The sequence below is a fragment of the Paenibacillus sp. QJM3NY_38 genome, from assembly GCF_056173265.1.
Genome location: NZ_CM149665.1, coordinates 3,737,123 through 3,763,535, shown reverse-complemented (window position 1 = coordinate 3,763,535; position 26,413 = coordinate 3,737,123). Strand labels below are relative to the sequence as shown.

Annotated in this window: 17 protein-coding genes and 1 pseudogene; 8 read left to right on the top strand and 10 right to left on the bottom strand. The window is 48.4% G+C overall.

Going from position 1 to position 26,413, the window contains the following annotated elements; all coding sequences use genetic code 11:
• Positions 1-32 precede the first annotated feature (32 nt).
• The 8 genes and pseudogenes from AC0VZ8_RS17250 (at position 33) to AC0VZ8_RS17215 (ending at position 9,188) form a co-directional block, all read left to right on the top strand.
• Entirely contained in the window at positions 33-767 is a 735-nt protein-coding gene (locus AC0VZ8_RS17250; RefSeq protein WP_083397528.1) for a DUF1961 family protein, read from the top strand.
• Between the two features lie 78 nt (positions 768-845).
• A complete protein-coding gene (locus AC0VZ8_RS17245; protein ID WP_475483804.1) occupies positions 846-1,892 on the top strand; it encodes a glycoside hydrolase family 88/105 protein in 1,047 nt (348 codons plus the stop codon).
• A 29-nt stretch (positions 1,893-1,921) separates the two neighbouring features.
• Positions 1,922-4,188, top strand: a pseudogene (locus tag AC0VZ8_RS17240) (rhamnogalacturonan lyase).
• 175 nt (positions 4,189-4,363) lie between these two features.
• Positions 4,364-5,161: a polysaccharide deacetylase family protein gene (locus tag AC0VZ8_RS17235; protein ID WP_475483803.1), complete on the top strand. Its 798-nt coding sequence runs from the start codon at positions 4,364-4,366 to the stop codon at positions 5,159-5,161.
• Positions 5,162-5,189: 28 nt separating this feature from the next.
• Positions 5,190-6,476: an FG-GAP-like repeat-containing protein gene (locus AC0VZ8_RS17230; protein ID WP_475483802.1), complete on the top strand. Its 1,287-nt coding sequence runs from the start codon at positions 5,190-5,192 to the stop codon at positions 6,474-6,476.
• 86 nt (positions 6,477-6,562) lie between these two features.
• Positions 6,563-7,498: a phosphotransferase family protein gene (locus AC0VZ8_RS17225; protein ID WP_475483801.1), complete on the top strand. Its 936-nt coding sequence runs from the start codon at positions 6,563-6,565 to the stop codon at positions 7,496-7,498.
• A gap of 238 nt (positions 7,499-7,736) precedes the next feature.
• Positions 7,737-8,402: a TetR/AcrR family transcriptional regulator gene (locus AC0VZ8_RS17220; protein ID WP_475483800.1), complete on the top strand. Its 666-nt coding sequence runs from the start codon at positions 7,737-7,739 to the stop codon at positions 8,400-8,402.
• Positions 8,403-8,519: 117 nt separating this feature from the next.
• On the top strand, positions 8,520-9,188 hold the full coding sequence (locus tag AC0VZ8_RS17215) for a pentapeptide repeat-containing protein (RefSeq protein ID WP_475483799.1): 669 nt from the start codon (positions 8,520-8,522) through the stop codon (positions 9,186-9,188).
• A gap of 1,039 nt (positions 9,189-10,227) precedes the next feature.
• On the opposite strand, the gene AC0VZ8_RS17210 is transcribed toward AC0VZ8_RS17215, so the two are convergent.
• The 10 genes from AC0VZ8_RS17210 to AC0VZ8_RS17165 form a co-directional block, all read right to left on the bottom strand.
• A complete protein-coding gene (locus tag AC0VZ8_RS17210; protein ID WP_071220687.1) occupies positions 10,228-11,607 on the bottom strand; it encodes an extracellular solute-binding protein in 1,380 nt (459 codons plus the stop codon).
• A gap of 39 nt (positions 11,608-11,646) precedes the next feature.
• A complete protein-coding gene (locus AC0VZ8_RS17205; RefSeq protein WP_475483798.1) occupies positions 11,647-12,516 on the bottom strand; it encodes a carbohydrate ABC transporter permease in 870 nt (289 codons plus the stop codon).
• 61 nt (positions 12,517-12,577) lie between these two features.
• Complete coding sequence (locus tag AC0VZ8_RS17200) at positions 12,578-13,528, bottom strand: carbohydrate ABC transporter permease (RefSeq protein WP_475483797.1); 951 nt, start codon at positions 13,526-13,528, stop codon at positions 12,578-12,580.
• A 276-nt stretch (positions 13,529-13,804) separates the two neighbouring features.
• A complete protein-coding gene (locus AC0VZ8_RS17195; RefSeq protein WP_475483796.1) occupies positions 13,805-15,478 on the bottom strand; it encodes a ribonuclease J in 1,674 nt (557 codons plus the stop codon).
• Between the two features lie 213 nt (positions 15,479-15,691).
• The gene (locus AC0VZ8_RS17190) at positions 15,692-16,375 is read right to left on the bottom strand and encodes a DUF554 domain-containing protein (RefSeq protein WP_475483795.1); all 684 of its coding nucleotides are present in this window, start codon (positions 16,373-16,375) and stop codon (positions 15,692-15,694) included.
• A 70-nt stretch (positions 16,376-16,445) separates the two neighbouring features.
• Positions 16,446-17,261 carry a MerR family transcriptional regulator gene (locus AC0VZ8_RS17185; RefSeq protein WP_475483794.1) on the bottom strand — a complete coding sequence of 272 codons (816 nt, stop codon included), beginning with the start codon at positions 17,259-17,261 and terminating at the stop codon, positions 16,446-16,448.
• A gap of 190 nt (positions 17,262-17,451) precedes the next feature.
• Entirely contained in the window at positions 17,452-19,053 is a 1,602-nt protein-coding gene (locus AC0VZ8_RS17180; RefSeq protein WP_475483793.1) for a CehA/McbA family metallohydrolase domain-containing protein, read from the bottom strand.
• 270 nt (positions 19,054-19,323) lie between these two features.
• Positions 19,324-22,494, bottom strand: a complete 3,171-nt coding sequence (locus AC0VZ8_RS17175) for a glycosyl hydrolase (protein WP_475483792.1) — start codon at positions 22,492-22,494, stop codon at positions 19,324-19,326.
• Between the two features lie 63 nt (positions 22,495-22,557).
• Positions 22,558-24,570 carry a glutaminase family protein gene (locus AC0VZ8_RS17170; protein ID WP_475483791.1) on the bottom strand — a complete coding sequence of 671 codons (2,013 nt, stop codon included), beginning with the start codon at positions 24,568-24,570 and terminating at the stop codon, positions 22,558-22,560.
• A 164-nt stretch (positions 24,571-24,734) separates the two neighbouring features.
• A complete protein-coding gene (locus AC0VZ8_RS17165; protein ID WP_194542580.1) occupies positions 24,735-26,393 on the bottom strand; it encodes an extracellular solute-binding protein in 1,659 nt (552 codons plus the stop codon).
• Positions 26,394-26,413 lie beyond the last annotated feature (20 nt).

Here is a 26,413-nt window from a genome sequence, read left to right as displayed (position 1 = left end):
ACCAGACCTGGGAAGAAAGGAGCGTGAATACGATGACAACAGATCAACCAACCGAAACAGGGGTCGTGCATACTGCAAAAAGCCCGCTGATTCCCGAAAGGTGGCGTGCGATTTATGCAAACCCACTCGCCAAGCCCGAGCATGTCGCAGATTATCGAATGGAGGGAGATGGAGCCATCACGTTTCCTTTGGGACGTATGCGGCTCGAAAGCGTCCGCGACGAGGCGGAGGGGCAGCGAGCCAATTTCGTATTGTGGTGCCCGGAGGACTTTCCGGCGGACACCGCCGTTTCATGGGATTTTTGGCCGGTACGCGAGCCGGGCCTGGCGATTATGTTTTTTAGCGCAAGCGGTACGGAAGGCCGGAATTTGTTCGATTCTTCCATCAAGCCACGGACTGGTGAATACGACCAGTATCATCACGGCGAAATGAACGCCTTCCACGTTTCTTACTTCCGGAGGAAGTGGGCGGAGGAGCGGAAGTTTCATACATGCAATTTGCGTAAAAGCTACGGTTTCCACCTGGTCGCGCAAGGAGCAGACCCGATTCCAGGCATCATGGACGCGGTCGGACCATACCGGATGCTGATCGTCAAGAGCGGACATCGCATTACGTTTGCCGTTAACAATCTTCCGCTTTTCTCATGGGAAGACGACGGCGTGACGTACGGGCTTCCGATCGCTGGCGGAAAGCTCGGTTTCCGCCAGATGGCGCCTATGATTGGAGAATACGCGAATTTAACCGTATATGCCGAAATTAAATCGTAGTTTACACCGTTATTTCCATAATTACTGCCGGAGCCACTTCCATCTCAGCAGGGGCTTTGGCTAAGGAGGCTTTGCAAATTGAAGTTAACTATCGCTAATGCAGATCTGAAGCTAGCTGTCGAACGAGTAGCAGACTACACCTTCGGCATGGATCTGACTTGGGACTGGCCGTGCGGCGTCGCTTATTACGGGATCAGCCGTGCCTTTGAAGTGACTGGCGAGCAGGCATATTTGGAACGGATGATACAGTGGTGCGATGAATATATCGAAGCAGGACTTCCGGGATGGACGGTCAACACATGCTCGATGGGACATATGCTGCTTACCCTTTACGAACAGACGAAGGATCAGAAATACCTCAATATCATCATGAGCAAGGTGGACTATCTGGAGAACAACGCCCTGCGTTTCGGTGACGGTGTGCTCCAGCACACGGTGTCGGCTAAAAACGATTTTCCGGAGCAATGCTGGGCGGACACTCTGTTTATGGCGGGATATTTCCTATTACGCGCAGGTGTGGTGCTTGGGGAGAAGCAGCTTATTGACGATGCACTTCATCAGTTTTATTGGCATATTCATTATTTGCAGGACGAGAATACCAGCCTGTGGTATCACGGATATAACCACCTTAATAAGGATCATATGTCAGGAATGTATTGGGCACGCGCCAACGCTTGGGCGGCCTATACGATGTCACGCGTGGGACATGTGCTGCCGCAAGCTTACCTGTACCCTCCATTTATGCATATTATAAGCTCGCTGCGAGACCAGCTTGCCGCCATCAAAAAGCTGCAGAAGGATGACGGCCTCTGGGGCACCGTGCTCGACTACCCGGAAGCTTATGGCGAGGTGTCAGCCACGGCTGGCATTGCCGCGGCAATGGTGATGCAGAATAATCCGCTTCATGCCAAACATGTAGAGCTGGCGTTAAAGGGCGTGCTGGCTAATATTTCCGATCGCGGACGGGTGCTTAACGTATCCGGTGGAACCGCCGTCATGAACGATATCAGGGGTTATCTCGAAGTGGATAAAAAATGGGCCCAGGGCTGGGGGCAGGGACTTGCGCTTGCCTTACTTTCCGCAGTTATCGAAATGAACAACACGGGAGAACAGGATAACGGATAGATGTTCATATTAAGGAGGGGTGTCGATTTATGAAAACCGTCCATGAGCAGCACAAGTTTGATGCACAGAAGACATCCGGGGTACAAATGGAATTTCTGGACCGGGGGTTGGTTGCAGCAGCGACAACAGAAGGGATTTTTCTCAGCTGGAGATTGCTCGGGAATGAAGTGACCGGTTATAGCGGTAACGGAATGATCGGCACCAATTTCAACCTGTATCGTAGTGGCGACTTAATCGCAGCTGTCCACGACAGCACCAACTATTTGGACCCCAGCGGGACGTTAACATCGGTTTATTATGTTTGTGCCGTTGTGGACGGACAGGAAGTCGACCGTTGTGCCGATGTCACTCCCTGGGCGGGTCCATACTATGAATTACCTCTGCGAAAACCGGCTGACGGTGTCACGCCAACTGGCCAAATCTATACATACGCGGCAAATGATATGAGCGTCGGGGATGTAGATGGCGACGGTGAGTATGAGTACTTTGTAAAATGGGATCCGTCCAATGCAAAGGATGTATCGCATTCCGGCTACACCGGTCCGGTATATATCGACTGCTATAAGCTGGACGGAACTCTCCTCTACCGGATTGGGCTTGGAGTGAACATTCGGGCGGGTGCTCATTATACACAATTTTTGGTCTATGATTTTGACGGAGACGGGAAAGCCGAGCTGATGTTCAAGACAGCGCCCGGTACAAAGATCATAAGGTACGATCAGGAAGGAATCATCTCCTCCGAAACCTATATAACCATGCCTCCGGAGGATGTGGCTGCAGGGTATAGTCATCAGGACGACTATCGAATGTCCAGCGCGGACTACTATAAGCATATTGTCCATATGTTTATGAGCTGGCACTTGCATGAAGAGGTAGTGACCGGCTGTTGGCCCTCTACACTGGAAGAATGCTTCGGAATCGATCGTCGCTACAATTATCCTTTGCTAGAGGAGGATGCGGAGCGGCTGGCCGATTATTTTCTTGACGTCTATGCTCCCGGCCGGAGCGGCCGCAACAACTTGCGGTCATTCGAGGGCTTCATTCTTGAAGGGCCGGAATATTTAACCGTGTTCCATGGACAAACAGGCGAAGAATTGGAGACGATCCGCTATAAGCCGGGGCGGCATGATGACGGTCTGATGTGGGGGGATTATGCTTGGAATCGCATCGAGCCCGGAAACCGCGTGGATCGATTCCTAGCAGGAGTTGCCTATTTGGACGGAAAAAAACCGTTTGCGATCTTTGCTCGCGGTTATTATACCCGGGCTGCTGTCGCAGCTTATTCCTGGGACGGCACGCGCCTTAAGGAGCACTGGTTGGTTGACAGCGGCTGGATTTCGATGAATAATCCTTTTCATGATACGCTCCGTCTGGAGGATGCCGGAATGAGAACTTTGGCAGCCTCGCTAAACAAGGGGCGCATTCCTTAAGCATTGCAGATGTGGACGGAGACGGCTGCCATGAAATTATTTACGGGGCGGCGACCATCGACCATGACGGATCCATTTTATACAGCTCCCGGGCCGTAATGCCTCCGGAAAGCACGGAGCCCGGTAAAATCGCCAAGCTGGGTCACGGCGATGCCCTTCATGTAGCGAACATTGATCCAGACCGGCAGGGATTGGAGATTTTCATGGTGCATGAAAGCGGTGCCTCGGGACCATACGGATATACGCTGCGTGATGCGTCAACCGGCGAGGTATTATACGGTGGCTTCGCCACCGATGACGTAGGGCGCGGGATGATCGGGCAAGTTGATCCGAACCAAAGGGGTCTTCAAACATGGTGCAGCGAGGGTTATGAAAGCGATGGAGCATTCGGCTTGATGACATGTAGAGGAGACCAAATGGCAAAACAGATTCCGGGCACGAACATGAGCATCAAGTGGTCGGCCAACATGACAACACAGATGATAGGCGGCCGTTTCGACGAGCCTGTTACAATCGACGATTGGAAACAAGGCAGGCTGCTTACGGCAGAAGGTGCAGTTACCAATAACGGAACGAAGGGAAATCCTTGCCTTGTCGCTGACGTTTTCGGAGATTGGAGGGAAGAGCTGTTAGTACGAACAAAGGATAGCTCGGCGATTCGGATCTACCTGAGCACTGAGGTAACCGACCGGAAATTGTATACGTTAATGCATGATGCCCAGTACAGAACCGGTGTCGCATGGCAGAATGTGGTCTATAACCAGCCCTGCTACACAAGCTTTTATTTTGCTTCCGATATCGATTGGGCGAAGGTCCCTACCCCAAATCTATATTTACCTCGTGTATGCATACGTGATCGCAACTGATGTTTCCGCGGGTGGCCATCCATGTTTGTTGACTTTTTTAATTGGGGCAAATGATCTGTTTAGTACTGGCAGCTTCTCAGTGAAACCAGGTTATCCGTCAGTTGCGCTCCGCTCATTGCCGAAGGGAACTTGCAGTACGCCTGCTGTGGAGTATATACGCTAAGGAGGAAACAGGATGGCGAAAATTTTGATGTGCTTTCCGGAAGGGCGACACAAAGCGTTAACCATGAGCTACGACGACGGCCGATTCGCCGATCGGCGGCTGGTAGACACGTTTAACCGATATGGGCTTAAAGGAACTTTTCATATCAATTCCGGTCTGCTCGGAACGCATGACAAGGTGGGTGCAGATGAGGTCAAAACGCTCTATACAGGTCACGAGGTGTCGGCACATACGCTGACTCACCCTACGATCGCTCGCTGCCCGAACGAGCAAATCGTGCACGAAATCATGGAAGACCGGCGAAATCTGGAACGTATCGTGGGTTATACGGTGCGTGGGATGTCGTATCCGAACGGCTCTTACAACCACAGAATCAAAGAAATGCTGCCAGGTCTCGGCATGGAGTATGCCAGAGTCGTTGACAGCACTGGACATTTCGGAATGCCGGACGACTTTTTGGAATGGAAGCCGACATGCCACCATAATCGTGACCTGATGAAGCATGCGGAAACCTTCGTCAGCTTGCACAAAAAGCAATATCTGTATCTGATGTACGTATGGGGCCACAGCTACGAGTTCGATAACGATAACAATTGGGAGCTTATGGAAAAGTTCGGCGCCTATATTGGGGGCAATCCGGACATTTGGTATTGTACGAACATTGAGTTTGTCGATTACGCCAAGGCATTCGAAAGGCTGAAGTTTGCAGCTGACTTGGATTTTGTTTACAACCCTTCAGCGTTAAACGTCTGGTTGAACGTGGACGGAGAGATCTTCGAAGTGAAAGGCGGCGAGTTAATCAAGTTTTAATAAGAAGAGAGGAATGGAGGGAAGTTGGATGAACCAAGAGATGATCAAAGAACCTATACTCATCGGCAAGCTGGATATACGGGCGGCAGGTCCACGCTGTAAAATGCTGCTCGGCGACTTAAACGGAGACGGCCGGATGGAGATGCTGCTCGTGCAGCCCGACAACCGCCAAGACGTGCGTTATATTCCCCATCAGGTGCAGTGCCTCACTGCGTTTGATCTAAAGGGGGATCTGCTCTGGCAAACGGGGAAGCCGGATCCGGGAGCAGGCAGCCAAGGATCGGATTATCCGGCACAAATAGTCGATATCGACGGAGACGGCCGGTTGGAGGTGCTATGCGTTATGGGTAGCCGACTCGTTGTCATCAATGGGCACGACGGAAGCATTAGATCGTCCCATGAGATTCCGGACCCTGAGGCGCACGACTGCATTATCATTGCGAATTTGACAGGCAACCCGAATGGGCGAGATTTCATTCTTAAGGATCGTTATCATCGCATGTGGGCTATAGACCGGAACTTCAATTTGCTCTGGATGCACGAGGGCAACCCCGGCCACTTCCCTTGGGCATATGATTTGGATGGTGATGGATACGACGAAGTGATGGCCGGCTATACGCTGCTGGACCATGACGGCACGCCGTTATGGAGCTGCCGTGATTTGGATGATCACGCCGATTGCATTTGGATCGGTGATGTGAATGGCGACGGAGAGCCTAAGCTTGTAATCGGAGGCAGCGTAACGGTCATGTATGACCGTTACGGCAAGGAATTATGGCGCTACGAAGGCTCAATCGAGTCACAGCATATAGCGCTCGGGCGCTTCCGAAGCGACTTGCCGGGAATGCAAATTGCCGGGCTGGATCGAGTCGTGAGAGAGGACGACGGCAAGGGCTTAATTGGCAAAGACGCCTTATTCCTGCTTGACAGCAGCGGACAAGAGGTGTGGAAGGAAGACCGCAAGACACCCGGCTGGCTTACGATTATCGAGCCCTTGAGCGGGTGGGCGGAAGGTGCGCCAGACTATATTTTGGCATACCGGCGCGGTGGGGGCATATTCCCAACATTGTATGACGGTCATATGAACGCGGTAGTGGAGTTTCCTTCCGAGGGCTATGCCGTCCATGCTGACCTATGGGGCAGCCATACGGAGCAAGTCATTATATACAGCAGCGAAACCGCGTCCATATATTCGAGCATGCCTGCGGATCTGAGCGAGATCCCTTCGGGTATTCCGCTCTCGCAGCCGAAACGCTTGTCCTGCTCGACATTGTATCCGGGCGGGGAGGTTCCCCCAGCTATCTCATTAAACTAACGCGAGGTTAGTTTAATTATAAACGTACTTTCCAAAAAAAGTGTGGTAATCTATTCGAAATACGACACTTTAGAGGGTGAAAAACTGTGGGAGACACTGTAGCTGCACAAGCAGAACGAATTGCAAGCGATTTTCTTCTTGAAAAAATAAAAACATCTTACCGGATCATAGGAAAAGGCATCGTAAATCAGGTTTTCGTAGTTGAAACGGAGAATCGCAAAGTCGTAGTTCGCATGAACAACTCAGCTGCATTTCCAAGCTATGTGAAAGAAAAATGGTGTATTGAACAAGCTGCCGCAATTGGTATTCCCGGACCTGAAGTGTTGACTATTGGTGTAATTGATGAAACCGCATATATGATTCAAGCTTTCGTTGAGGGAGACAACGGGGCAGATAGTACGGTTCTCAAGACCGATGTTTGGAGGCAGCTTGGCAAATATGCCAAACTTATTCATTCGATCCCAGTGAAGGGATATGGGGAAAATCTAATAGATCCGGTCCATGGTGAGTTTCATTCCCCTTCTCATGCAGGATCGGACGGCAGTTGGCTAGGATATGTGCAGTATAATATCAATAGTTTGACGGAGAATGATCGGTTGATTGAGCTTGGAGTAATTAATCATACGAAATCGCAGAGAGTGCGAAAACTGTTTGAGAATTTGAAGAAAGAAAGGTTCCGTTTCGGTTTAATCCATGGAGACTTTTCATTGAAGAATACGATTATCAATCAGTTGGGACAAGTCATATTATTGGATTGGGGCAATGCAGAAGTAAGAACGGTACCGCATGGGGATATGATTTGGCTGATGCGGTGCCAAATGCTAGACGGAAATCCAAATATGGAAGAATTCAAAGCATTTCTAGACGGGTACGGCATAAGTGCAGAAAACCTAGCTGATATGAGACATTTGCTGCTATTAAGCGCGTTCGATAACCTTCGATGGGCCATTGATCGAAATCCGGATCTGATCGAATCCTATGCTGCGTTCGCAAAAAAAGTTGTTGAACTGATGATGGACTAGCAGAGATTGAAAGATGAATTTGTATCAAACAGAAACCCCGCCTAGTTTGGTGTGGTTTTTTTTGTCTGAAGATGGTGGTATAGCCGCGTATCCGCGCCTTCAATTGAATACAGAAGCCTATAACACTGGGCAATGAAAAAAACTAAAATCAAATAAACTTCAAAAAGGGGGTTGACATCATACGGATGATTGGATATATTTGTTACATACCAACCGAATGTATGAAAGGAGCGGGCGAATGGCAAGAAATAAATATCCGGAAGAAACCATCAACCAAATCCTTACCGTGGCTCTTAATCTGTTCATGCAAAAAGGATACGAGCAAACCTCCATTCAGGATATCATCAATGAACTGGGCGGGTTGACAAAAGGCGCGATTTATCACCACTTCAAGTCGAAGGAAGAGATCTGGCAGGCCGTCATCGATCATGCGTTCAAAGGCGTTGACGAGATGCTGTCCGGCATCCGGGATGATAAAGGGCTGAACGGACTGGAGAAGCTCCGCAAGATTTCCCAAGCCTCTCTCAACAATGCTGCCCGTAACGAACTGGCATCGGTGGGGCCGAATCTCTTGCGCAATCCGAAGCTGCTGGCGGCCCAGATCGAGAACATCCTCGAAAAAGCCGTACCCGTCTATATCCAGCCCATCATCGAGCAGGGAATGCGAGACGGCTCGATTCGAACCGACTATCCAAGGGAGCTTAGCGAAGTCCTAGTGATTCTCACCAATATTTGGCTAAACCCGGAGGTCATTGAGGCTTCGCCCGAGATGATGCTGCATAAGGTAAGATTTTTCGATGAAATATTGAAAGGCCTGGGGCTTGACCTGTTCGATGAGCAAATGTATCAACGATACGAGGAATTGTTTCGAGTGTCAGCGAGAGAAGTCAGCAAAGAAAACTAAACTGCCGAAAGGCAGCTTATTTTCACACCTATTCATACCATCGGTTGGTATGAATAGGTGGTCCGGATTCAAAGTAATGGTGTTAGAAAACTAATTATAAGGGAGATGTGAATATTTATGAATCAAACCAAAACCTCTAACTCGCAGGAACGGCAAGTAGTGACAAACTTTAACGCAAGCAATCTGATGAAAAGCGACTTTGCAGGCGTTACGGCCCATAATGGACAGTATAAAAGCAGCTCGCTCTCCGGTTCCGACTTTTCGGGCGCTGATTTGACGGGAAGTTCGTTTAAGAGCAGCGACGTACACGGTACCCATTTTGACGGCACGAATCTGACGGACTGCAACCTGTCCACCCTTGACCTGGCCAATGCAAGCTTCAATAAAACGGTCCTTGTGCGCACCGACTTCAGTAAGTCGAGGTTGGCCGGCGTAAAATTCTTGGACGCCAAACTTACCGACGTCAATCTGACGATGACCGATCTTAGAAACACCGTCTTTGAAAATTGTATGTTCGACGGGGTGGATTTCACAAATAGCGATCTGACAGAGCTGGTGCTTGACGGCCAAACCTTCATCGGGGTCAAGTTTGACAAAGCAGGGTTGAACGGCGTTTCGTTCAAGGGCGCGGTAATCAAGAATTCGTCTTTCCAAGGATCTTTGTTGTCCAAAAAGTATTACCGTGCCATCAAAACCATCTGCTTTGACGGCGCAACGATGGATAAACTGACCTATGCGGCGCTTAAAGGCCTGGAGGCCGATTTATCCAAGGTTACGGTTATTTAAGACAAATGGAAAACGCAAAGCCGGGCGAAAGTGTAGTTTAAAACAATGGGATTTACAAAAAAAAATTAAAGTGAGGGATATCAAATGAATAAGATTGCAATGGGACATAGCAACAAAGGATTCACTGAAAAAGGGCTGCGCAGAATGTCCTGATTGCAGAAGAAACGGATTATTTGACATATGTACAAAATACGAGTTTTGTGAAACAGATGTTAAGTAAAAACGCCTTAGATGGTTTTCTAACTGATTTTCCCTGATTTATTGCTTATTCTGCAATTATTAGATTTACTTATCTTAAGTCATCGTTAAGTATCGTTCTCTTTCGTTTTTAATCACACTTTCGGTTTGTTTTATTTCTTAACTTCAACTTTCAGTTCATTCGTTTAAGCTCATTTGAATTGCTGTTGAATCCTAGGTTTAATCAATCATCATAAATATCGATCATCGCATCGGTCGTTTCAAACATTTTTCAATAAATCTTAATTCGTCTGATCATCCAGATTCTTTCGCGTTAAGTTATCATTTACACCGTTTATGGATTTATTTATTGAACATTCTAGATTTGATGTGCATTTATTGTTTGTTTCTTACAAGCTTGAGTCCATAAGCATTTTAACCCCTGAACTCATAATCATCACTAGCACTTCCTGAACATTGTTATCCTTGTTATTTTTCACGTTGCCTCCCTTCTATATTCTTATTATTTACCATTTATTGTTATTTTATGTGATTTCAATATCTATTTGCTTTGAACTCCATGATCGCCTTATTCGGAATGATCTAGATACGAAATATCACAAAAAAACCGGCCATATAGGTCGGTTTTTTTCCGGGCAGCATCGAGATCATGCACGTTTTACATAATACTGGAATATATTATGTTGTTTGACTCATATAATCATCATGATTAGTCCCGTCTCTGCAGGGATAAGATTACCAAAGGTTTTCTACAGTCTTCTCATGTGGCGGAAAACCCGCGATTCCGTAGACTTTACGTTTCAACCACGCCAATACGCACCCAGTGCAGTCCCCTCCTGCTTTACTTCAGATTTGCCGACCATTTCTCAGCACGAGCCTGCAGGTCATCCAGAAATTTCTGAATATCCGGCGCGTTTCCGGATGCAGCCTGGCTTATAAATCCGTTAATGGCTGGAGCGATATCGCTCATGTAGAACGGATTGGCTTCATCCATGAGCTCCGAGTGGCCAACATTTGCGATTTCGAGTGCTTTCTTGACAAATTTGTCTTCCGGCGTTACGAAATCAGCGTTTTTAAGTGTCGGAGTACTGGAGAAGTTTTCATACATATATTTTTGCGTCATGTAGCTGGTCAAAAACTTTAACACTTCCCATGATGCATCCACATCTTTTGCATTCTTTGCCATGATGAACGGGTCAACGGCAACCCAGCCTTCGCCTTTAGGCCCCATGTTCAGCACAGGCTCAAAACGGTCCAGCAGCTCTTTATTCTGCTTCGACCGGTATTCACTCATCGTAGAGCCGCCGGTGGAATCAAGGGCAATGGCGATATTGTTCTTCTCCAGTCCGAAATTTTCAGCTCCCTGGGCATTCACGAAACCTGCTGGCGGCAGTTGTGCGGCTTCTTTCAGCCATTCCAGCACTTTGACCATTTCCGGTGAATTCAAGTGCCACTTAATGTTCTTGATATCTTTCAGCGATCCTTCCGCTCCTTTGGCACCATAAGCAAGGGTTAATGCAACAAAGGTGGATCCATTTAATGAATTGCCGCTCCAATACAGACCGTAATTGTCTTCACCGGTTTTCGGGTTTTTGCCCGTCATTTGCTTGGCTTTCTCCAGAATTTCGTCCGGTCCTGGCTGTGCCGAGAGTGTTTCGACACCCCAGTCTTCAAACAGCTTCTTATCATAAATGGTCATCCGGCGGCCAAGAACGGCAGGAATCCCAAACTGCTTGCTTCCATCGGGCGACTTGGTGCTGTAAGAGTTGTTCATAATGCCTTCCAGATAAATGCTCGGGTCAAACGAAGTATCCTTTTCGATCAAGTCGTCCAGATCACGCAATAGCCCTTCCTGGTACCATTGCGATGCAAAGGCTCCCCCGGTATACAAGACATCCGCATCGCCGGAGAGCAACATAGCCGTTTGTTTGGCTTTTACGTTCTCCCAGGGAATCTGATAAACCTCCAGCTTGATGTTCGGATACATTTTTTTGAACGTTTTATCCAAATATTCGTTGAGTCCGATGGTCGGGTTGCCTGTCAGCGCATCGATTCCGTTATCCAGCTGCCAGCCTGCCAGCGCAACGCGAACCGTTCCTTCCATATCCGATACTTTTTCAATTGTAACGCCGCCTGTTACATCTTTTCCCGAACTGCCTGAACAAGCGGCCAATGTAAACACCAGCACGAATGACAGGATAAGCAGCACAGCTTTTTTCATCACATCAACACCCCCGCATAAATTTAGCTTTATTCTGAATTATTGCTTGATACCAGATAGCGCAATGCTCTCGATAATATAACGCTGCAGGAACATATAAACGACGATAACCGGAATGAGGCTCGTAGTCGTGGCCGCCATAATAATGGATGGCTGTTGGTTAATACCGTTGTTATACGTAAACATGGCCAATCCAATCTGGATTGTGTACTTGGCAGCCGATTTCAGGATCAGCAGCGGCCACAGCATATCATTCCATACGCCTAAGAACAGCAGAATGACCATGGTGGCGATAATAGGCGTACACAGCGGCAGATAAACCCGGCTGAATACGGTGATTTCCTTGGCGCCATCCAGAACGGCCGCCTCCCTTAGACTGCTGGGCAATTGATCGAAGAAGGCTTTGGCTAAAAAGGTACCGAACGCATAGTTCATGGCCGGCAAATAAAAAGCCAGGTAGTTGTCGACCAGTCCGAGTTTACTGAACAGCAAATATTGCGGAATCATCGTCATTTCGAACGGAATCATCATCGTGCTGAGCGCTAGCAGCAGGACGAAGTTTGCTCCTTTGAAGCGAAGCTTGGATAAGGCATAGCCGGATAATAGTGCGGACAACGAGCTGATGAGGATGACTCCTGCACTTACAAGCGTGGAGTTGCCGATATATCGGAACATATTGATGTTGGTGAAGGCGGCTTCATATGTTCGAATCGATGGCTCCTCCGGCCATATTTTCGGTGGGAATGAAATATTTAATCGTGCAGCCCAATCGAAGCTCGTTACCAGCATCCATAAGAATGGCACAATCATGATGAATGAACCTACCAACAGAACCAGTGTTAGGATCAGCTGTTGAAGTGTAATTCGTTTACGGCGCACAGGCTCTTTGGGCAAGGCAGAACTGCTCATAGTTACCCTCCTGTCTTCTGGAATAAGGTTCCCCTACGGACCCGAATCATGGATAATGGCGTTAGTCCAAACTGTCTTTGCGGCGGTTGAGCAGCATGAGGAACACGGTTAGGATAAGTATGATGACGAATAACAGATAGGATACGGCCGTAGCCAGCCCCATCTGCGAAGAGAGAAACGCATTTCGGTAAATATACAGCACCACGGTCATCAGGCTTCCCCCCGGATTACCAGCGGTTCCGCCGATTAACCATACATCCGTAAACCGTTTCATTCCGCCGATGGTTCCCATGATGAGCATGAACACAAAGATTGGACGCAAGTATGGAATCGTAATGTACCACCATTTCCGGTAGGTACCGGCCCCATCCACTTCTGCTGCTTCATAAAGATCCCGTGGAACGCTCTGCAAACCAGCCAGAAAAATAATGGTGTTGTACCCAAGCGCGCCCCATAAACTCATGAGCACGATACTGTAACGGGCCACTTCCGGGTTCGTGAACCAGCCGACAGGATCAAGGCCGAACAAACCAATCACAAAGTTGATCAGCCCTTCCTTGGACGGAAAAAACAAGAAGGAGAACAACAAGCTTGTAGCAACGCCTGACACGACATTGGGCAGAAAATATACCGCTTTGAAAAAATTACGTCCCAGATGCCATTTCAGATTATTAATTAAGCTCGCTAAAACAAATGATAGTGCGATTCCAAGCAGTACAGACCATATCCCCATGACAAACGTATTTGAAAGCGCTTGCCAAAATATGGAATCTTCTAATGCGTATTGGTAGTTGCTCAGGCCCACCCAGGTGCCGGATAAATTGAGCCCGGATGTCTGATGAAAACTCATAAACAGTGCGGCGAACATAGGATAAATGGCAAATACGATGACACCAACAATTAGTGGGGCGCTGAATAGATAGCCCATCCAGTCATTGCGCGTAAATCTGAACTTTCGTTTAGCCCATTTTCCATGCTCCGCTGTCCATTTCCCTTCTGGGGTGGATGACAAACCGATCCTCCTCCTTTCGTTAATAACCGGATCCATTCCGGTAATCGGACAAGACGTTCATGTCCATTCTGTAAATGGTTATGTGGACGAATCCGGATTATGTGTTATTCTTTTTTTCACAGACGTGAATGGAAGAACAACACCTTCAGCGATTCCTTATCGGCAGTGTATGCAGCGGCCCGCATCCGGGTGTATGCCTACATAGACCATGTTTCGAATCACACTGAAAAAAGCACAGCCTATTTCAGGCTGTGCTTTTTTTATGATTCAAAAGGCTTATACTTCGATAATGATGGGCAGAATCATCGGCCTTCTCTTTGTCTCGCTGTATATGAATTTCCCGACATGATCTTTCAAGGTCTGCTTGATCAGATTCCATTGGGTGGACCCGGTTTCCGTTAAATCCTTCATGGAAGACATAACGATATCGTGGATTTGACCCATGAATTCCTCCGAATCTTTCACGAAGATGAAACCTCTGGATATGAGCTCAGGCTTCGCCACCATCTGCTTTTCCGTTTTGCTGAGCGTGGTTACGATAATAAGCATCCCGTCCGAGGACAGCTGTCTACGGTCCCGCAAAACGATGTTGCCTACGTTCCCGATCATCAATCCGTCCACCAGGCTGTTGCCTGAAGGGATATTTGGACCTAAGGAGGCCACTCCCTGCTGGATTTGTATCGTGTCGCCATTCTGAATGATAAACACATTCTCATTAGGGATCCCCACGGAATCCGCCAGCTGACGATGCTGATACAGCATTCGGAATTCACCATGAACAGGAATTAAGTAATCCGGTTTCATCAAGGTGAGCATTAATTTCAATTCTTCTTGGCTGCCGTGCCCGGATACGTGCATCCCTGATGCTGAACCCGAGCCATAGATGACCTGGGCACCCAGCACATACAAATTATCGATCACGTGAGCAAGGTTCCGTTCATTTCCCGGTATGGCCCCTGCAGCAATAATGACGGTATCGCCAGGCAAAATCTCGATATGGGGATGCTTGGAGTTGGCTAATCGTGATAAAGCTGCCATAGGCTCCCCTTGACTCCCCGTGCATAGCACGGCAATTTTGTCCGGCGGATAACGCTCGCTGTCGCCTGCATCAATCAGTAAGTCATCGGGGATATTTAAGTAGCCATGCTCCTTGGATACGGTGACGACATTAACCATGCTGCGGCCGAGCAGAATGAGCTTTCGACCTGTTTCAGCGGCGGCATCGATGATCTGCTGAACACGGTTCACGTTCGACGCAAACGTAGAGATGAATACCTGCTGTTTTGCCTGTGCGAATGCTTCCAGGATATGTCCGCCAACGAGACGTTCCGAAGGCGTAAATCCCGGTCTCTCGGCGTTTGTACTTTCGGATAATAACACCTTTACCCCCTGCTTGCCGATATCAGCCATTCGATGCAGATCCGGATATGGTCCCTTCACAGGAGACATGTCAAATTTAAAATCCCCCGTGTGGACAACATTGCCTTCGGGTGTCTGAAAGACGATACCTACGCAGTCCGGAATGCTGTGGCTGGTTGAAAAAAAAGAGGCATGGATGGCACCCGCTTCAATGGTGGAATTTGCATCGATCGTGTGAAGCTCGGAATCACGCAGAAGGCGATGCTCTTTCAGCTTGATTTTAATCAGCTCAATCGTGAGCTTCGTCCCATATACAGGGATCGGGAGCTGCTTCAGCAAATAAGGTATCCCTCCGATATGGTCCTCATGTCCGTGAGTGACGATAAGAGCTCTGACTTTATCCGCATGGTCCAGCAAATAGGTGAAGTCAGGCACAATTAAATCGATGCCGGGCAAGTTTTCGTCTGGGAATTTGGAGCCGCAATCAATGACCACGATATCTTGATCGTACTGAATGAAGTACATGTTCTTACCAATTTCATTAACGCCGCCTAGCGCTGCGACCAGCAATTTATGTTCAGCTATATTCATAACGATGAAGCCTCCTTCTCTCTATCCACCTAGTCCAATTCTTAGATGCATTCGGTTCTCCTATATTATTGAAATTGTCACAGAACTTATGCACCTAGGTAAACAATGGTTCATTCCGTGAGCGTGGTATGGAAGAACAGCAAAAAACCCGCCATCGATAGGCGGGCTATCCTTGAAATGAAGATATGGCTTAACTTAATCCGGGTTTCGAAATTAATAACCGAGCAGATTTTTAAGCGTAATGAATACGACCGGGATCAACAGCGCCGGCGTGAGATTCATGGTTTTGAAATTCCGTATGCCCAAAATGTTAAGGCCTGAAGCAAAAATTAATATGGCGCCAATGATGGATATTTCGGTTAACAGCTCGGTCGTAATAAAACCAGAGGCTGCGCCGGCCATCACGTACAATAACCCTTGCCAACAAAATGTGGCCACGGCTGATAGAATGATGCCAATGCCGAAGGTTGAAGCCAGTACGATGGATGTCACGCCATCCAGAATGGCATTGGTAAACAGATAAGTATGATTATTGTGCAAGGCGCTTTCGATTGGTCCAATAATGGACAGTGTTCCAATGCAGAACAACAGAATGGCCGTAGTTAATCCTTCAGCCAAATTACCCTTGGTGAACCTCGACACCACTTTTTTAAATCCCTGCTCCAGATTCAGCTTCTCCCCGATCAGACCGCCTATGGCAAGACTTATAATGAATAAGACGGGATACTGGCTATCCGGCATATACTTCACGATCGAATTCACACCGAGTGCCATGACGGCCAAACCCATCGCCTGCATCAGGATGTCCTGATAGGTTTCGCTCATCCCCTTCTTAAATACATTTCCAATCGTGCTGCCTACAACAATGGTTGTTACGTTTACAATGGTTCCTATCACAGTCGTTCTCTCCTACTAAATATGTTTTGATACAAAGAATAAACCCTCCAGTAGCTGGAGGGTCAATCGTTTATTTAGCAAGCATCTGAATTTCGGTTACGAACTGAGAGGGATCACCGGTAAGCCCGTAATCAATATACGTGATCTCCAGCGCATCCTCGATCAGGCTGTATCCTTTTTCCTCGATATAATCCAGGAGCTTTCTGTAATAAGGCGCTGCATCTTCGTGTGTCCCCGCAAACCGAATCGTAATATAAGTGCCTTTGGGCCATATCTTCTCTTCGACCTCAGTGCTTCTGCGCGCACTTTCCTGCTCCACAATGACAAAAATGGAGTCATATTCATCAAATTTACTTTGCATTAAACGATTGATCGAGATCGATAATCCTACTTTGCCAAGAAAAATGGTCGACTTCATTTTGGTGCTGTTCTCCAATAATCGGATCGGCATATCCAGATTGTCGCTTTTATGTATGTTCTGTTTCAGCAAAACCATCACTCTCTCGGGAAACTCGACTTCCCGAATTTTGTAGAGCTCTTCCTTATTCGAGGCATCTTCGATCTGCTCAATTCGGCTTTTGATCTTCGCCTGAATTCTTTGATATTCCTCAATTTTCTCTTCGGTTCTGCGCTGCTGCTCCTTGAGCAGGGTTAGTATATGGTCAATCTCCCGATCATCCAGAAAAAGCTTAATGTCCTTTAAAGGGATGCCAAGCGCCTTGAGATACAGAATGGTATTCAGCTGCTCGAATTGATCGACCGAATAATAACGGTAATTTGTCAGATGATCCACGGTTGCCGGTTTAAATAAATCAATATCGTCGTAATACCGGAGGGTGCGGATATCGATCTGAAAAAGCTTGGATATTTCACCGATCGTAAACATATCATCTCTCCTCTCTCTAACAGCCTATACCCTTCGTTAAATTTGCACAATAAAATGATAGGATATGCAACAAAATACAACCAACGTCTCATCAGCCATATTACGAAATGTATCATGATACTCCGTGTAAAAACAAAAAGACTACCGAACCATCGGCAGTCTTCTAAATAAATCGAGTGCGAGTCGCATCCTACTGATGCTTTCTCTGTTTGTTAGGGCCTTTAACCGGCTTGTCGTCAACGCTGACAAAGATCGGATTAGAATAAAACCACAGGTCGCTGTAGTTTCGTTTGTTAATTTCCGCAAAGCGCTGCTCGTTGTCTTCGATGTCCGTTTTGGGATCTATGAGTGGGTCGCCATTGCTGGTTTCTCCGGCAACATTCACGCCAAGGTTCGTCCCTCTTAACCGGAAATATTGGTCCTTCGTCGCTTTCGTCCGATAAGTGATCACGTTGTATCCATCCCGATCGGTTGTCCAATCCTTGCTCGTAAACCGTTTAACCACTTTCGTCGAATCGTTGGTGCTCTTGCTGTAAGCCGCCGTACCTGGCTGCGCTTTACCTGTTACGTCGCCTGAGATCAAATCGACATGATCTACGGTTACAGGATCACCGTTGTTATTTTTACTCGGACTTTTGAATCGGATCGTAATTTCAATCGGGTTCCCTTTCTTCACTTGCAGGTTACTCCCCATTTCGGCCTGCTTGTTCCCGTGACGAACGCGATAATCCAGCGCGTTAATTAAATCGCCGTAGACGGAGAACGATTTACCCGAACGCATACCGTTAAGTACGCTTTGCATGTCGTCCCCATTCACCCAAGTGTAATTTTTAGCGTATTGCCCGGGCCAATATCCACTGGAGTACAAACGGTTTTCACTGATCTCAAAATGAGAATCCGAGTTCGCAAAGTTCCAAAATTCGCGTCCTTCGCCAAGCAGCGCATCCCATACGCCGCCAACCTTGGCAATCATGTAATCAGCGCCGCCGTACGTTCTGTTTTCCGGCGTGGTTAAGTTTAGTCCGCCGCGGTCAGGCTCCATCTGATTCCCCGGCATGCCTTCCATTCCGAACACCACGTTTGGCGCAATATTGTTGAAATCCCGGATATCCGCGATGGTGTACACGGTTTTTCTGGAAGGATGGTTGAGCAATGCATAACTGCGGTTTCCATAGTTTTTCTGAAGCCATGCCAGTGCTGCTCGGGCATCTTCGGGAGTCGTATAGGCCCGGCTGTCTTGTTTATTCCAATCGGCTACGTCTTTGGGATCGAACATCGCTTCATCGCGATCGGTGAACAGATACTCGAACTGACGGGCTGCCTTGAGGCTCGATTCTGAACCGTATTTACCTGATATAATACCGATTCCCACATGTTCATATGTAGGCATGTCCCACTCAAAGCCTGAGAAGATAATCTTGTTCTTGTATTTCCCTGCTTCCTGAAGCTGCTGAATCTTGGGAATCTGGTATTGAGCCATTCCCATGGAGAACGGAATAGATCCGCCGGCAAGAGGATTTCCCTCGTCGTCCCGTTTAGAAACTCTAAGATGGTCGGAGACCGCGATCCAATCCAAGCCATATTTCTGGAATCCGTTGTCCAGCAGTTCCTGCAGGGATTGGCTGGCATCATCGGATTGATACGTATGCGAGTGATACTCCCCTGTCATCCATTTGCCGCTTCCTTCCGGCCTAATCCTAGCCCCATCTTCCTTTGCATGAACGATCATGCCTTGCGAAAAAATGGACAAGCTGAGCGCCAAAACCATGATGGTTTTCTTCTTTAGCTGCACTTCATGGCACCTCCAAATTGATATCGTTCGTCAAACTTCTTAAGTGTAAGCCTCCATGATGAAGAGAATGTTATCGTAAATCGTTGATTGTGTAAGAATGAAGCTCCCTATTCAATATGTCTCTATGAAAAAATATCACCCATCAAACTCGGAATACGCCATTTTCTTCAAATCTTTAAGATTACATATTAAATATTATGTAAACCTTTTAAAAAGAATGACTACAACCTAACCTCGGCTGCAGTCATTTTCAAAGCTATCCATTTAAGATTACAATCTTTTAGACAAAGTTCGACGCACCAGCTTCACCCTTCCATTCATCCCGGAAGGCAATGCAGTCTTTCCATATAAGTTCTCCAGCGTATTGGCTGCCCGGATGGTAATCCAATTGCTCCCCTGCTCAACATATGGCGTGATGTCCCAGTGATAAGGAGGCCACAATCGAATCCCTACCTCCATATCATTCACATATAAAGAAGCTGTCTCCCTTATATCTTCAGCCTCCAGCCATAATTCCTCATCTGGAGCCAAGCTAACTTGGGTCAGATCCACTTGCTGTGAATATTCTCCCGCTCCCGCATAATAAGGATAGCCGGCAGAAGCCCAACAACCAAACATATGTTCCGGACTCGCGTTTAGCCTCATCCGATCTTCTATAACAAAGGGTCCGAGCAAAAATGCAGGAAATGAAATGGCCGGCATCGGCTCCAGCAATGAAACCGTCAGAATCTCAAGTTCGTTCTCACCCGCTAACAAATGCGGCGTGATATCCACGCTAGCATAGTGTTGATCCTGCCAAGTAGAGGGCTGCAGCGCATTCTGTCTTACGCCATTCACGAAGATTTCAAGGTTACGCCTGCGCTGCAGGAAACCGATATGGGAAGGGATTTTCTGCTCCACATCGTCTAGAATGAGCTCGATCTTCGGTGATGGGTTGTTATTGGATTGATACGGAAGCCCGCCACCGCTCGGTGATTGCAAGCGTTCGAGCAATTCCTGCGTCATGGTAAACGTTGTACGATACGTGTTCACTTGCCCAGGCATCGTAGCGTTCATCCTGGACTGTCGGTCATTCAGCGTGACCTGCCATTGGTCCAGTAATAGAACATTAGGTTCGAGTGTCTGGAAACGCCATAGATTATCAAGAAGGACTACATCCCCGGCTTCCCACTCCATATCGAACATTTGTTCTATTGAACCATTTGGGCTCTCCTCAGGTACAACCGAGAGCACTCGCAGCTCTCCAGGTGCATAGGTAAGAACGAAATCGCTGGCTAACCGGCGTATTTCTCCGCTTTCCAAGCCCCATTCTTCGATTCGGTACTTCGCCTCCATTGCATCAAGCTTCATGGAAACGGAATTCTCCGACCAGTTCATCAGCCACACAAATACCCGGTACCCGAACACACGTTCCACACTAATCAAATCCTCATGTTGTCCTTCGATCAACTTCCATCGTAAAACAGGAGTTTTCCTTAATAACCCGCTTACACGTTCACACAACGAATCAATCGGATCAGGAAATGGCAGGTTCTCCAGGGAATAAAACAGAGTATACCCCTTGCCGATGGATCGTAATTCATTATGCTGCGGAGTCGAACCAAACAGCGCATGCATATGCTTCGCCAGTTCCGGATCATGATGCAAGCACTCGCTATGCTGCGGTATCGCTCCTACGGCAATGAGAGTACCGCCTTGCTTAACATAAGAAACGAGCTGTGCGGCTATGTCCTTCGACATGACCTCAATCTCCGGCATAATCAAAGACGAATATATGTTCGCACATCCGTTAAATCGTACCCCTACTCCATCCATAAGGCTGGCTTCGCGAAGCTGAGTTTCGTCTACATAGTCGTAATCAATGGATCTGCGAAGCATCCGATCCGACAGGAGTGAGAATAGAATATCGGAAGCGGGATGTTTATTCGATTGACCGGATACGAACATATTTTCGTATACCGTATGGATAGGTGACAACAGAAGAACCTCCGGTGTACGTTTACCGCTCGCGCCAAGCAGACTCAGTCGACCGAGATAGTCGGCAAAAGCACGATAATGCGGCCAATGAGGCGCATGCTTGAATTCCGTCGGCGGGAAATCGGTCTTCCGATACCCGGCAAACGAGTAATAGAACGCATGCGGGATGAAGAGGTTAACGCCCAGAAATGCCATGAAATTGGCATCCAGTCGCCGCTCTCGCATGGAATAGCCGTGACCGCTTGCGCCAAACGATTCGCAGATCACCCGTTCCTTGCTGTTCAGCTGAGCGACGGAAGCTGCCGTCTTCACCGATACGATTCGATGCGGATTCTCCTTCGTGCCGATGCCGGGCGTTAAATAATCCACGCCAGCGTAGTGAAACTGCTGCAGCACCCGGGTCTGATTGCCTTGCGATCTAGCCTGTCCCCAGACCGGCTCTTCGAGCGTATGACCGATGTAGAGCAGTCCATGCCGCTCACACCATAAACGAATCGCATGATGATAGCCCTCAACATACCAACGTGTTATCGTATCATAATATTGCTGTTTCGTTGACCGGCTGCCATCAGCCATGTTATATAACAAGGCGCCTAACCGCGGGATGAGATCATAGCCGTTCTCTTGCTGATATCGCTCCGCCATTCCTTCCGTCCAAGCGAAGACCATGCCCGGCAGCGTAGCACTCACATCGTGAACCGCCGTCCGGATCGCTTCTACCCCAAAGAAACCATCGTGGATCATTAGCCCGGGTTCGTCGGTGAAAACGCCCTGAATCGTTGTGCCGAAGTATTCCTGCAAGGACTGAAACGGATCATAGGACATTCGGATGAAAGCCTGAACGGCTTCCGGATTTAACGTATCCAAGTAGTACCCATTGGCAAACGTGATCCCTTCCGCGATCTCGCAGGACCAGCAGGCCAGCACGATATAAGGATCCTCCGTAGTCGGCGTCCATTCCCCACCCCATACATGCGTAAGATCCTCCGGTTCATCACAGAGCAGCCATTCCCCGTCCTGCATGGCAGCGCGATAAGCCAGGATGGCAATAAGCTCATTGTGATCATAACGCGCAAAATCCAGCTTCAATCCTTGTTGTTGTCCGTCAAATGTATATCTTTTCTCTTCAATCCTTAAGTAACGCATGCGATATTCCGGATGCTGACGCGTCAGTTTCCCGCCCAGCGTTCCGCTTGGCCAATTGTCCTCATCGTACAGCCAGACGACCATATTACGTTTCTTGCACTCCAGGGTGCAGAACTCCAAAGCTTCCATAAATGCCGGTGACAGGTAAGAGGTTTGCATCCCATGACGCGCATGCAGAACAACACCGCCGACACCCGCTTCATGCATCGATTGGATCTGGCTTTCCAGCTCCGGCTTCGTGAGCTCATGATTCAGGAACCAGAACGGCTGCGGGCGATAGGTGGCATCCGGATTCTCGAATTGCTGCTTCAGTTGCATTAGATCCTTATGGGCTCTTTCTTCTTGAACATTCACGTTATTCAACATGCATCACCTGTCTTATCACGAATTTAATTCAGACCGGGACATAAGCAACTGGATGAAAAACCCACCGACAACGGAGCGATTCTGGAAGTTCATCTGTTTGCCGCTAAGCGTGTCATACCAATCGGTCACCGGAACGCGAGCGGAGGTTTCATTCATGAAATCCCATAAGGGCGCAATCATGGCTTCAAACTGGGATTGCTCGGCACTCATGGAGGCACACCATACAAGCCAATCCGCTTTTGTATACGTATCGCGGCTATCCAGCGGAAGGCCGTAGCGATTCTGTCTCAACTTATAATATTCCAGCTCTTGAGCGGCAACTTCTTTTGGAAACAGGTTTAATTCCAGCAGGCGATCCCACACCAGATTGTATTTCATGCTCCAGGTATCGTTTGCGCTGTCGAACGTAAGCTTATAATGATCACCTGCATCGGCCATGGATATCCACTCATTCGCCATATTCCGAGCGGCTGCAAGATAAGAGGCCCCTTCCTGTAAGCCCAGAAGGTCGCACATGTACGAATATGCGGCAATGCCCAAGATCGCTTTAATGGACAAATTCGCATTATGCGCTAAATGTCCGGCAAAATCATCCGTGCACAGCTGATTGTCCGGATCGAGTCCATGCTGTAGTAGATATCCCGCCCAAGAAGTAAGAGGTTCCCAGTGCTCCCGGGCAAAATCCGTATTCCCTTCATATTTGCATACCGCGGCAGCCATTAGGAGCATATTCCCGCATTCCTCGATCGGCATCTGGTATTCCAGCTTGTTCTCGCCATACACCTGCCCGTTGGCTCTGGGGTATGTTCCCACGTCATGAGGCGCAAAATCGAACGGCCAATCAGGGCTCATGGCATACTTATAAATCGGACGCATCATCCCCTTGACCAGTTCAGGATTGTATCTCAGGAACAATGGAATCGACGGATAACTGACATCGACCGTAGCGATGCATCCGTTGCTGAAATTCTCCTTGGAAAAAAACAACACATGCCCCGCTTCATCGGCAACCAATTTATGCGCGGCTACCGCCTGTCGATACGTCAAGGCCAAGATATCCCGGTATTTTTCACCGCCTGCGGCAAGGCTCTCCGTCATCAGCTCGCGATTGAAGCTCTCGCATTGCTGCATGACGACTTCATATTGGGCGGCGGACTGTAACAGCATGTCATGGAACGTCAATCCGTTTCGCTTCCAGTAAGCATCCAGCGGCTGGTTAAAATATTCGATGGCATGAATATCATCATACGCAAGCATCAGATACTCAGATTCCCATTCATCCCGTACTGGGCCCAGATCAATTTCGACTGCCATAACGGGGGTATGATTGGATACGGCCCGCGGCTTCTGCTGATCATCTTCCGGGGGTAATTGACCGGTTCGTACATATAACTCACGGCTTGACACAGAATGAATCACCGTCTGGATGCGTTCCGTACGGGGAACCGCCAGCACCATATACCCCCAATCGATTCGGGTATCATCTCCGGCAAGCTGCAGGATCGGCTGTTCGACAGTACCCACCGCCATCATATTCAATTGTCCATCGATAACGCGATGCTCCCAGGTCACTTGCTGATCCGGTGTATTTACGCACCATTCGCCTGTAACATCGAAGTAGAGCTTCACATCATGTTCGCGCCCATCCTTCGAACGAACCTGAACTGTCACATACGTTACGGGCCGGGATAACAGATCAAGATCATTCAGTAATAAAGGCGTGGTGAACTCAACTTGAAGCTCAATGCCTTCCCCTTGGAACGTATAACGGGTAGTAACCGGCTCAACCGTCAAATCGGTTTGCTGGAGAACTTCAAGCTCGGGACGTTCTGCTGAATCCGTTGCTGCTACCCTCCCCATAAATCGTCTGGGCAAGCCATCGATGATCGCAAGGCCGACCATACCTTGGATCTTGTTCGTCCAATGCCGAGTATGATCATCGTAGAGATGATCCGCCGCGGACCAGACGCTGAAGTAAGGATCTACGGTAACCAGCGGTACGGATGGAGGTCTGAATTTTGTTGTCATCTGACATCAACTCCTTCATGTCTTGTTTATTCTTGACGATGCCTTCTATATCCTTGTGATGGGGAAACAAAAACCAAGGAGAGCAGCAAAAGGCTCCGCCCCCTTGATGGCCAAGGTGCTGCGAAGCCTTTCGTTTTACCGGGCTCCCTTGACGATGGAAGTCATCAGTTCGGCATCTGAACGGTTACCACGTCTTTCCCCTTCAGATTTTCGTTCGTGAACTGCATCGCTTTCTCATATCCGGTTTTGCGGAGCTGTTCCCGTAGTTCATTGATAATGCTCATCGCCGCTTCATCCGATTTGGCAAATACCGCTTCCTTCCACGCATCTCCCATTCGATCCATCGATGGCTTCAGCATTTCCCATTCCGGCGCCTTCGTGATAACATCACCCGGGTTATAAGCTGTAATTACGTGAATGCCGTTCGGACGGAGGATTTTGCGAGCGTTCTCCATCGCTTCAAGCCTTTCTTGTTCCGCCCAGATGTCTCCTCCCGCAGCGGAATTGATGCGGTCAAGCCCTGTCAGCGATTCCAGACCGATGCTGATGCCTTCATTCTTCCGCAGCTTCATGTTGGTGTCCGTGCTGAATTTGTCAAACCATTCCTGATTGGCGACCGGCTTGCCGTCCTTCATGTCCCAATGAACGCCCTGCACACCGTACCGGGCCAGCATAAAGCCTTCGTCGGAAGCCATGAAATCCAGGAACTTCAATGCAGCGTCAACGCAAGCGCCTTTGCAGTTCTTCGTGATCGCCGTTACGTTATTTCCCTGAATCCCCAGATCAACAGGCCTGTCCGGCTCAACGTCAGCGCGCTCCAACGGGCCGAGAGGAATGTAGTCGCTGCCCGGATGCGAAGAGACATACTCCTTGGAAGCATCCAGGATGGCCGGATAGTGCGCAGCCAGGATGGCAATGCGGCCTTGATTGATTTTTTCCTTGGCAATCGGGTCTGTCTGGGTGAAGGCTTCAGGATCCATCAGCCCCTCTTCAACCAGCTTACGATAAAACAGCGTGTATTCTTCATAACCCTTGGTGAAGAAGTTATGTTCAACCGTGCCGTCGCCTTTGTCGACGTAACTCGCTCCGGAATAAAACATGGTGTTGCCGATGCCAACGGCCCAGCCGTTACTGAAACCGCCCAGAGGAAAGACCGGCTGGCCGTTCTCCTGCAGATTGGCATCCTTGATTTTTTTGAGGAAGTTGTAGAAATCCTCCTTCGTCACAACGGATTGCGGATCGACGCCGACTTTCTCGGCGATGTCTTTGCGCACATAGAAACCATAAAGCCAATCCATGCCGTCTTCGTTCGTGGCCGGCTGATTTTGCAGCAGCAAATATTTTTTGCCGTCGTAGGCGTCTATCGCTTTCTCATATAATGCCGGCGGCACATTTTCTTCCGCAATCGATTTGGACAAGTTCGGATAATCCTTCAGCTTGTCCGATATATCTACCAATTGTCCCTCTTTGGCAGCCTTAATGATGCCATCCAGTTCCCCGCCCCAGGCTGGCCCGGTATAAATGTCCGGCAAATCCTGCGTGGCGAAGATCTGGTTAACCTTCTCCGTCTCACTGCCTTTTGTATATTCCCACTCGAGGGTAACACCGGTTTTCTCCTTGATGACTTCCTCCACGGGCGTTATGGCATCAGAACCGTTGGAACCATTCCAATTGTGTAGTATTTTGAGTTTGTATGAATTCTCTCCTTCTGCCCCTTCTCCGTTATCTCCGTTCCCTGATGAATTCGTGCAGCTGATCAGCAAACCTCCAACCATGATGGACACGAGCAATGCGGATACGCCTTTCGACCAAATCCTCTTCAAACCAATCGCCTCCTGGAATA

Coding starts and splice junctions, on each gene's coding strand:
- AC0VZ8_RS17250 (WP_083397528.1), top strand. CDS start 33: ATGACAACAGATCAACCAACCGAAACAGGGGTCGTGCATACTGCAAAA.
- AC0VZ8_RS17235 (WP_475483803.1), top strand. CDS start 4,364: ATGGCGAAAATTTTGATGTGCTTTCCGGAAGGGCGACACAAAGCGTTA.
- AC0VZ8_RS17230 (WP_475483802.1), top strand. CDS start 5,190: ATGAACCAAGAGATGATCAAAGAACCTATACTCATCGGCAAGCTGGAT.
- AC0VZ8_RS17220 (WP_475483800.1), top strand. CDS start 7,737: ATGGCAAGAAATAAATATCCGGAAGAAACCATCAACCAAATCCTTACC.
- AC0VZ8_RS17215 (WP_475483799.1), top strand. CDS start 8,520: ATGAATCAAACCAAAACCTCTAACTCGCAGGAACGGCAAGTAGTGACA.
- AC0VZ8_RS17210 (WP_071220687.1), bottom strand. CDS start 11,607: ATGAAAAAAGCTGTGCTGCTTATCCTGTCATTCGTGCTGGTGTTTACA.
- AC0VZ8_RS17205 (WP_475483798.1), bottom strand. CDS start 12,516: ATGAGCAGTTCTGCCTTGCCCAAAGAGCCTGTGCGCCGTAAACGAATT.
- AC0VZ8_RS17195 (WP_475483796.1), bottom strand. CDS start 15,478: ATGAATATAGCTGAACATAAATTGCTGGTCGCAGCGCTAGGCGGCGTT.
- AC0VZ8_RS17185 (WP_475483794.1), bottom strand. CDS start 17,261: ATGTTTACGATCGGTGAAATATCCAAGCTTTTTCAGATCGATATCCGC.
- AC0VZ8_RS17175 (WP_475483792.1), bottom strand. CDS start 22,494: ATGCAACTGAAGCAGCAATTCGAGAATCCGGATGCCACCTATCGCCCG.
- AC0VZ8_RS17170 (WP_475483791.1), bottom strand. CDS start 24,570: ATGACAACAAAATTCAGACCTCCATCCGTACCGCTGGTTACCGTAGAT.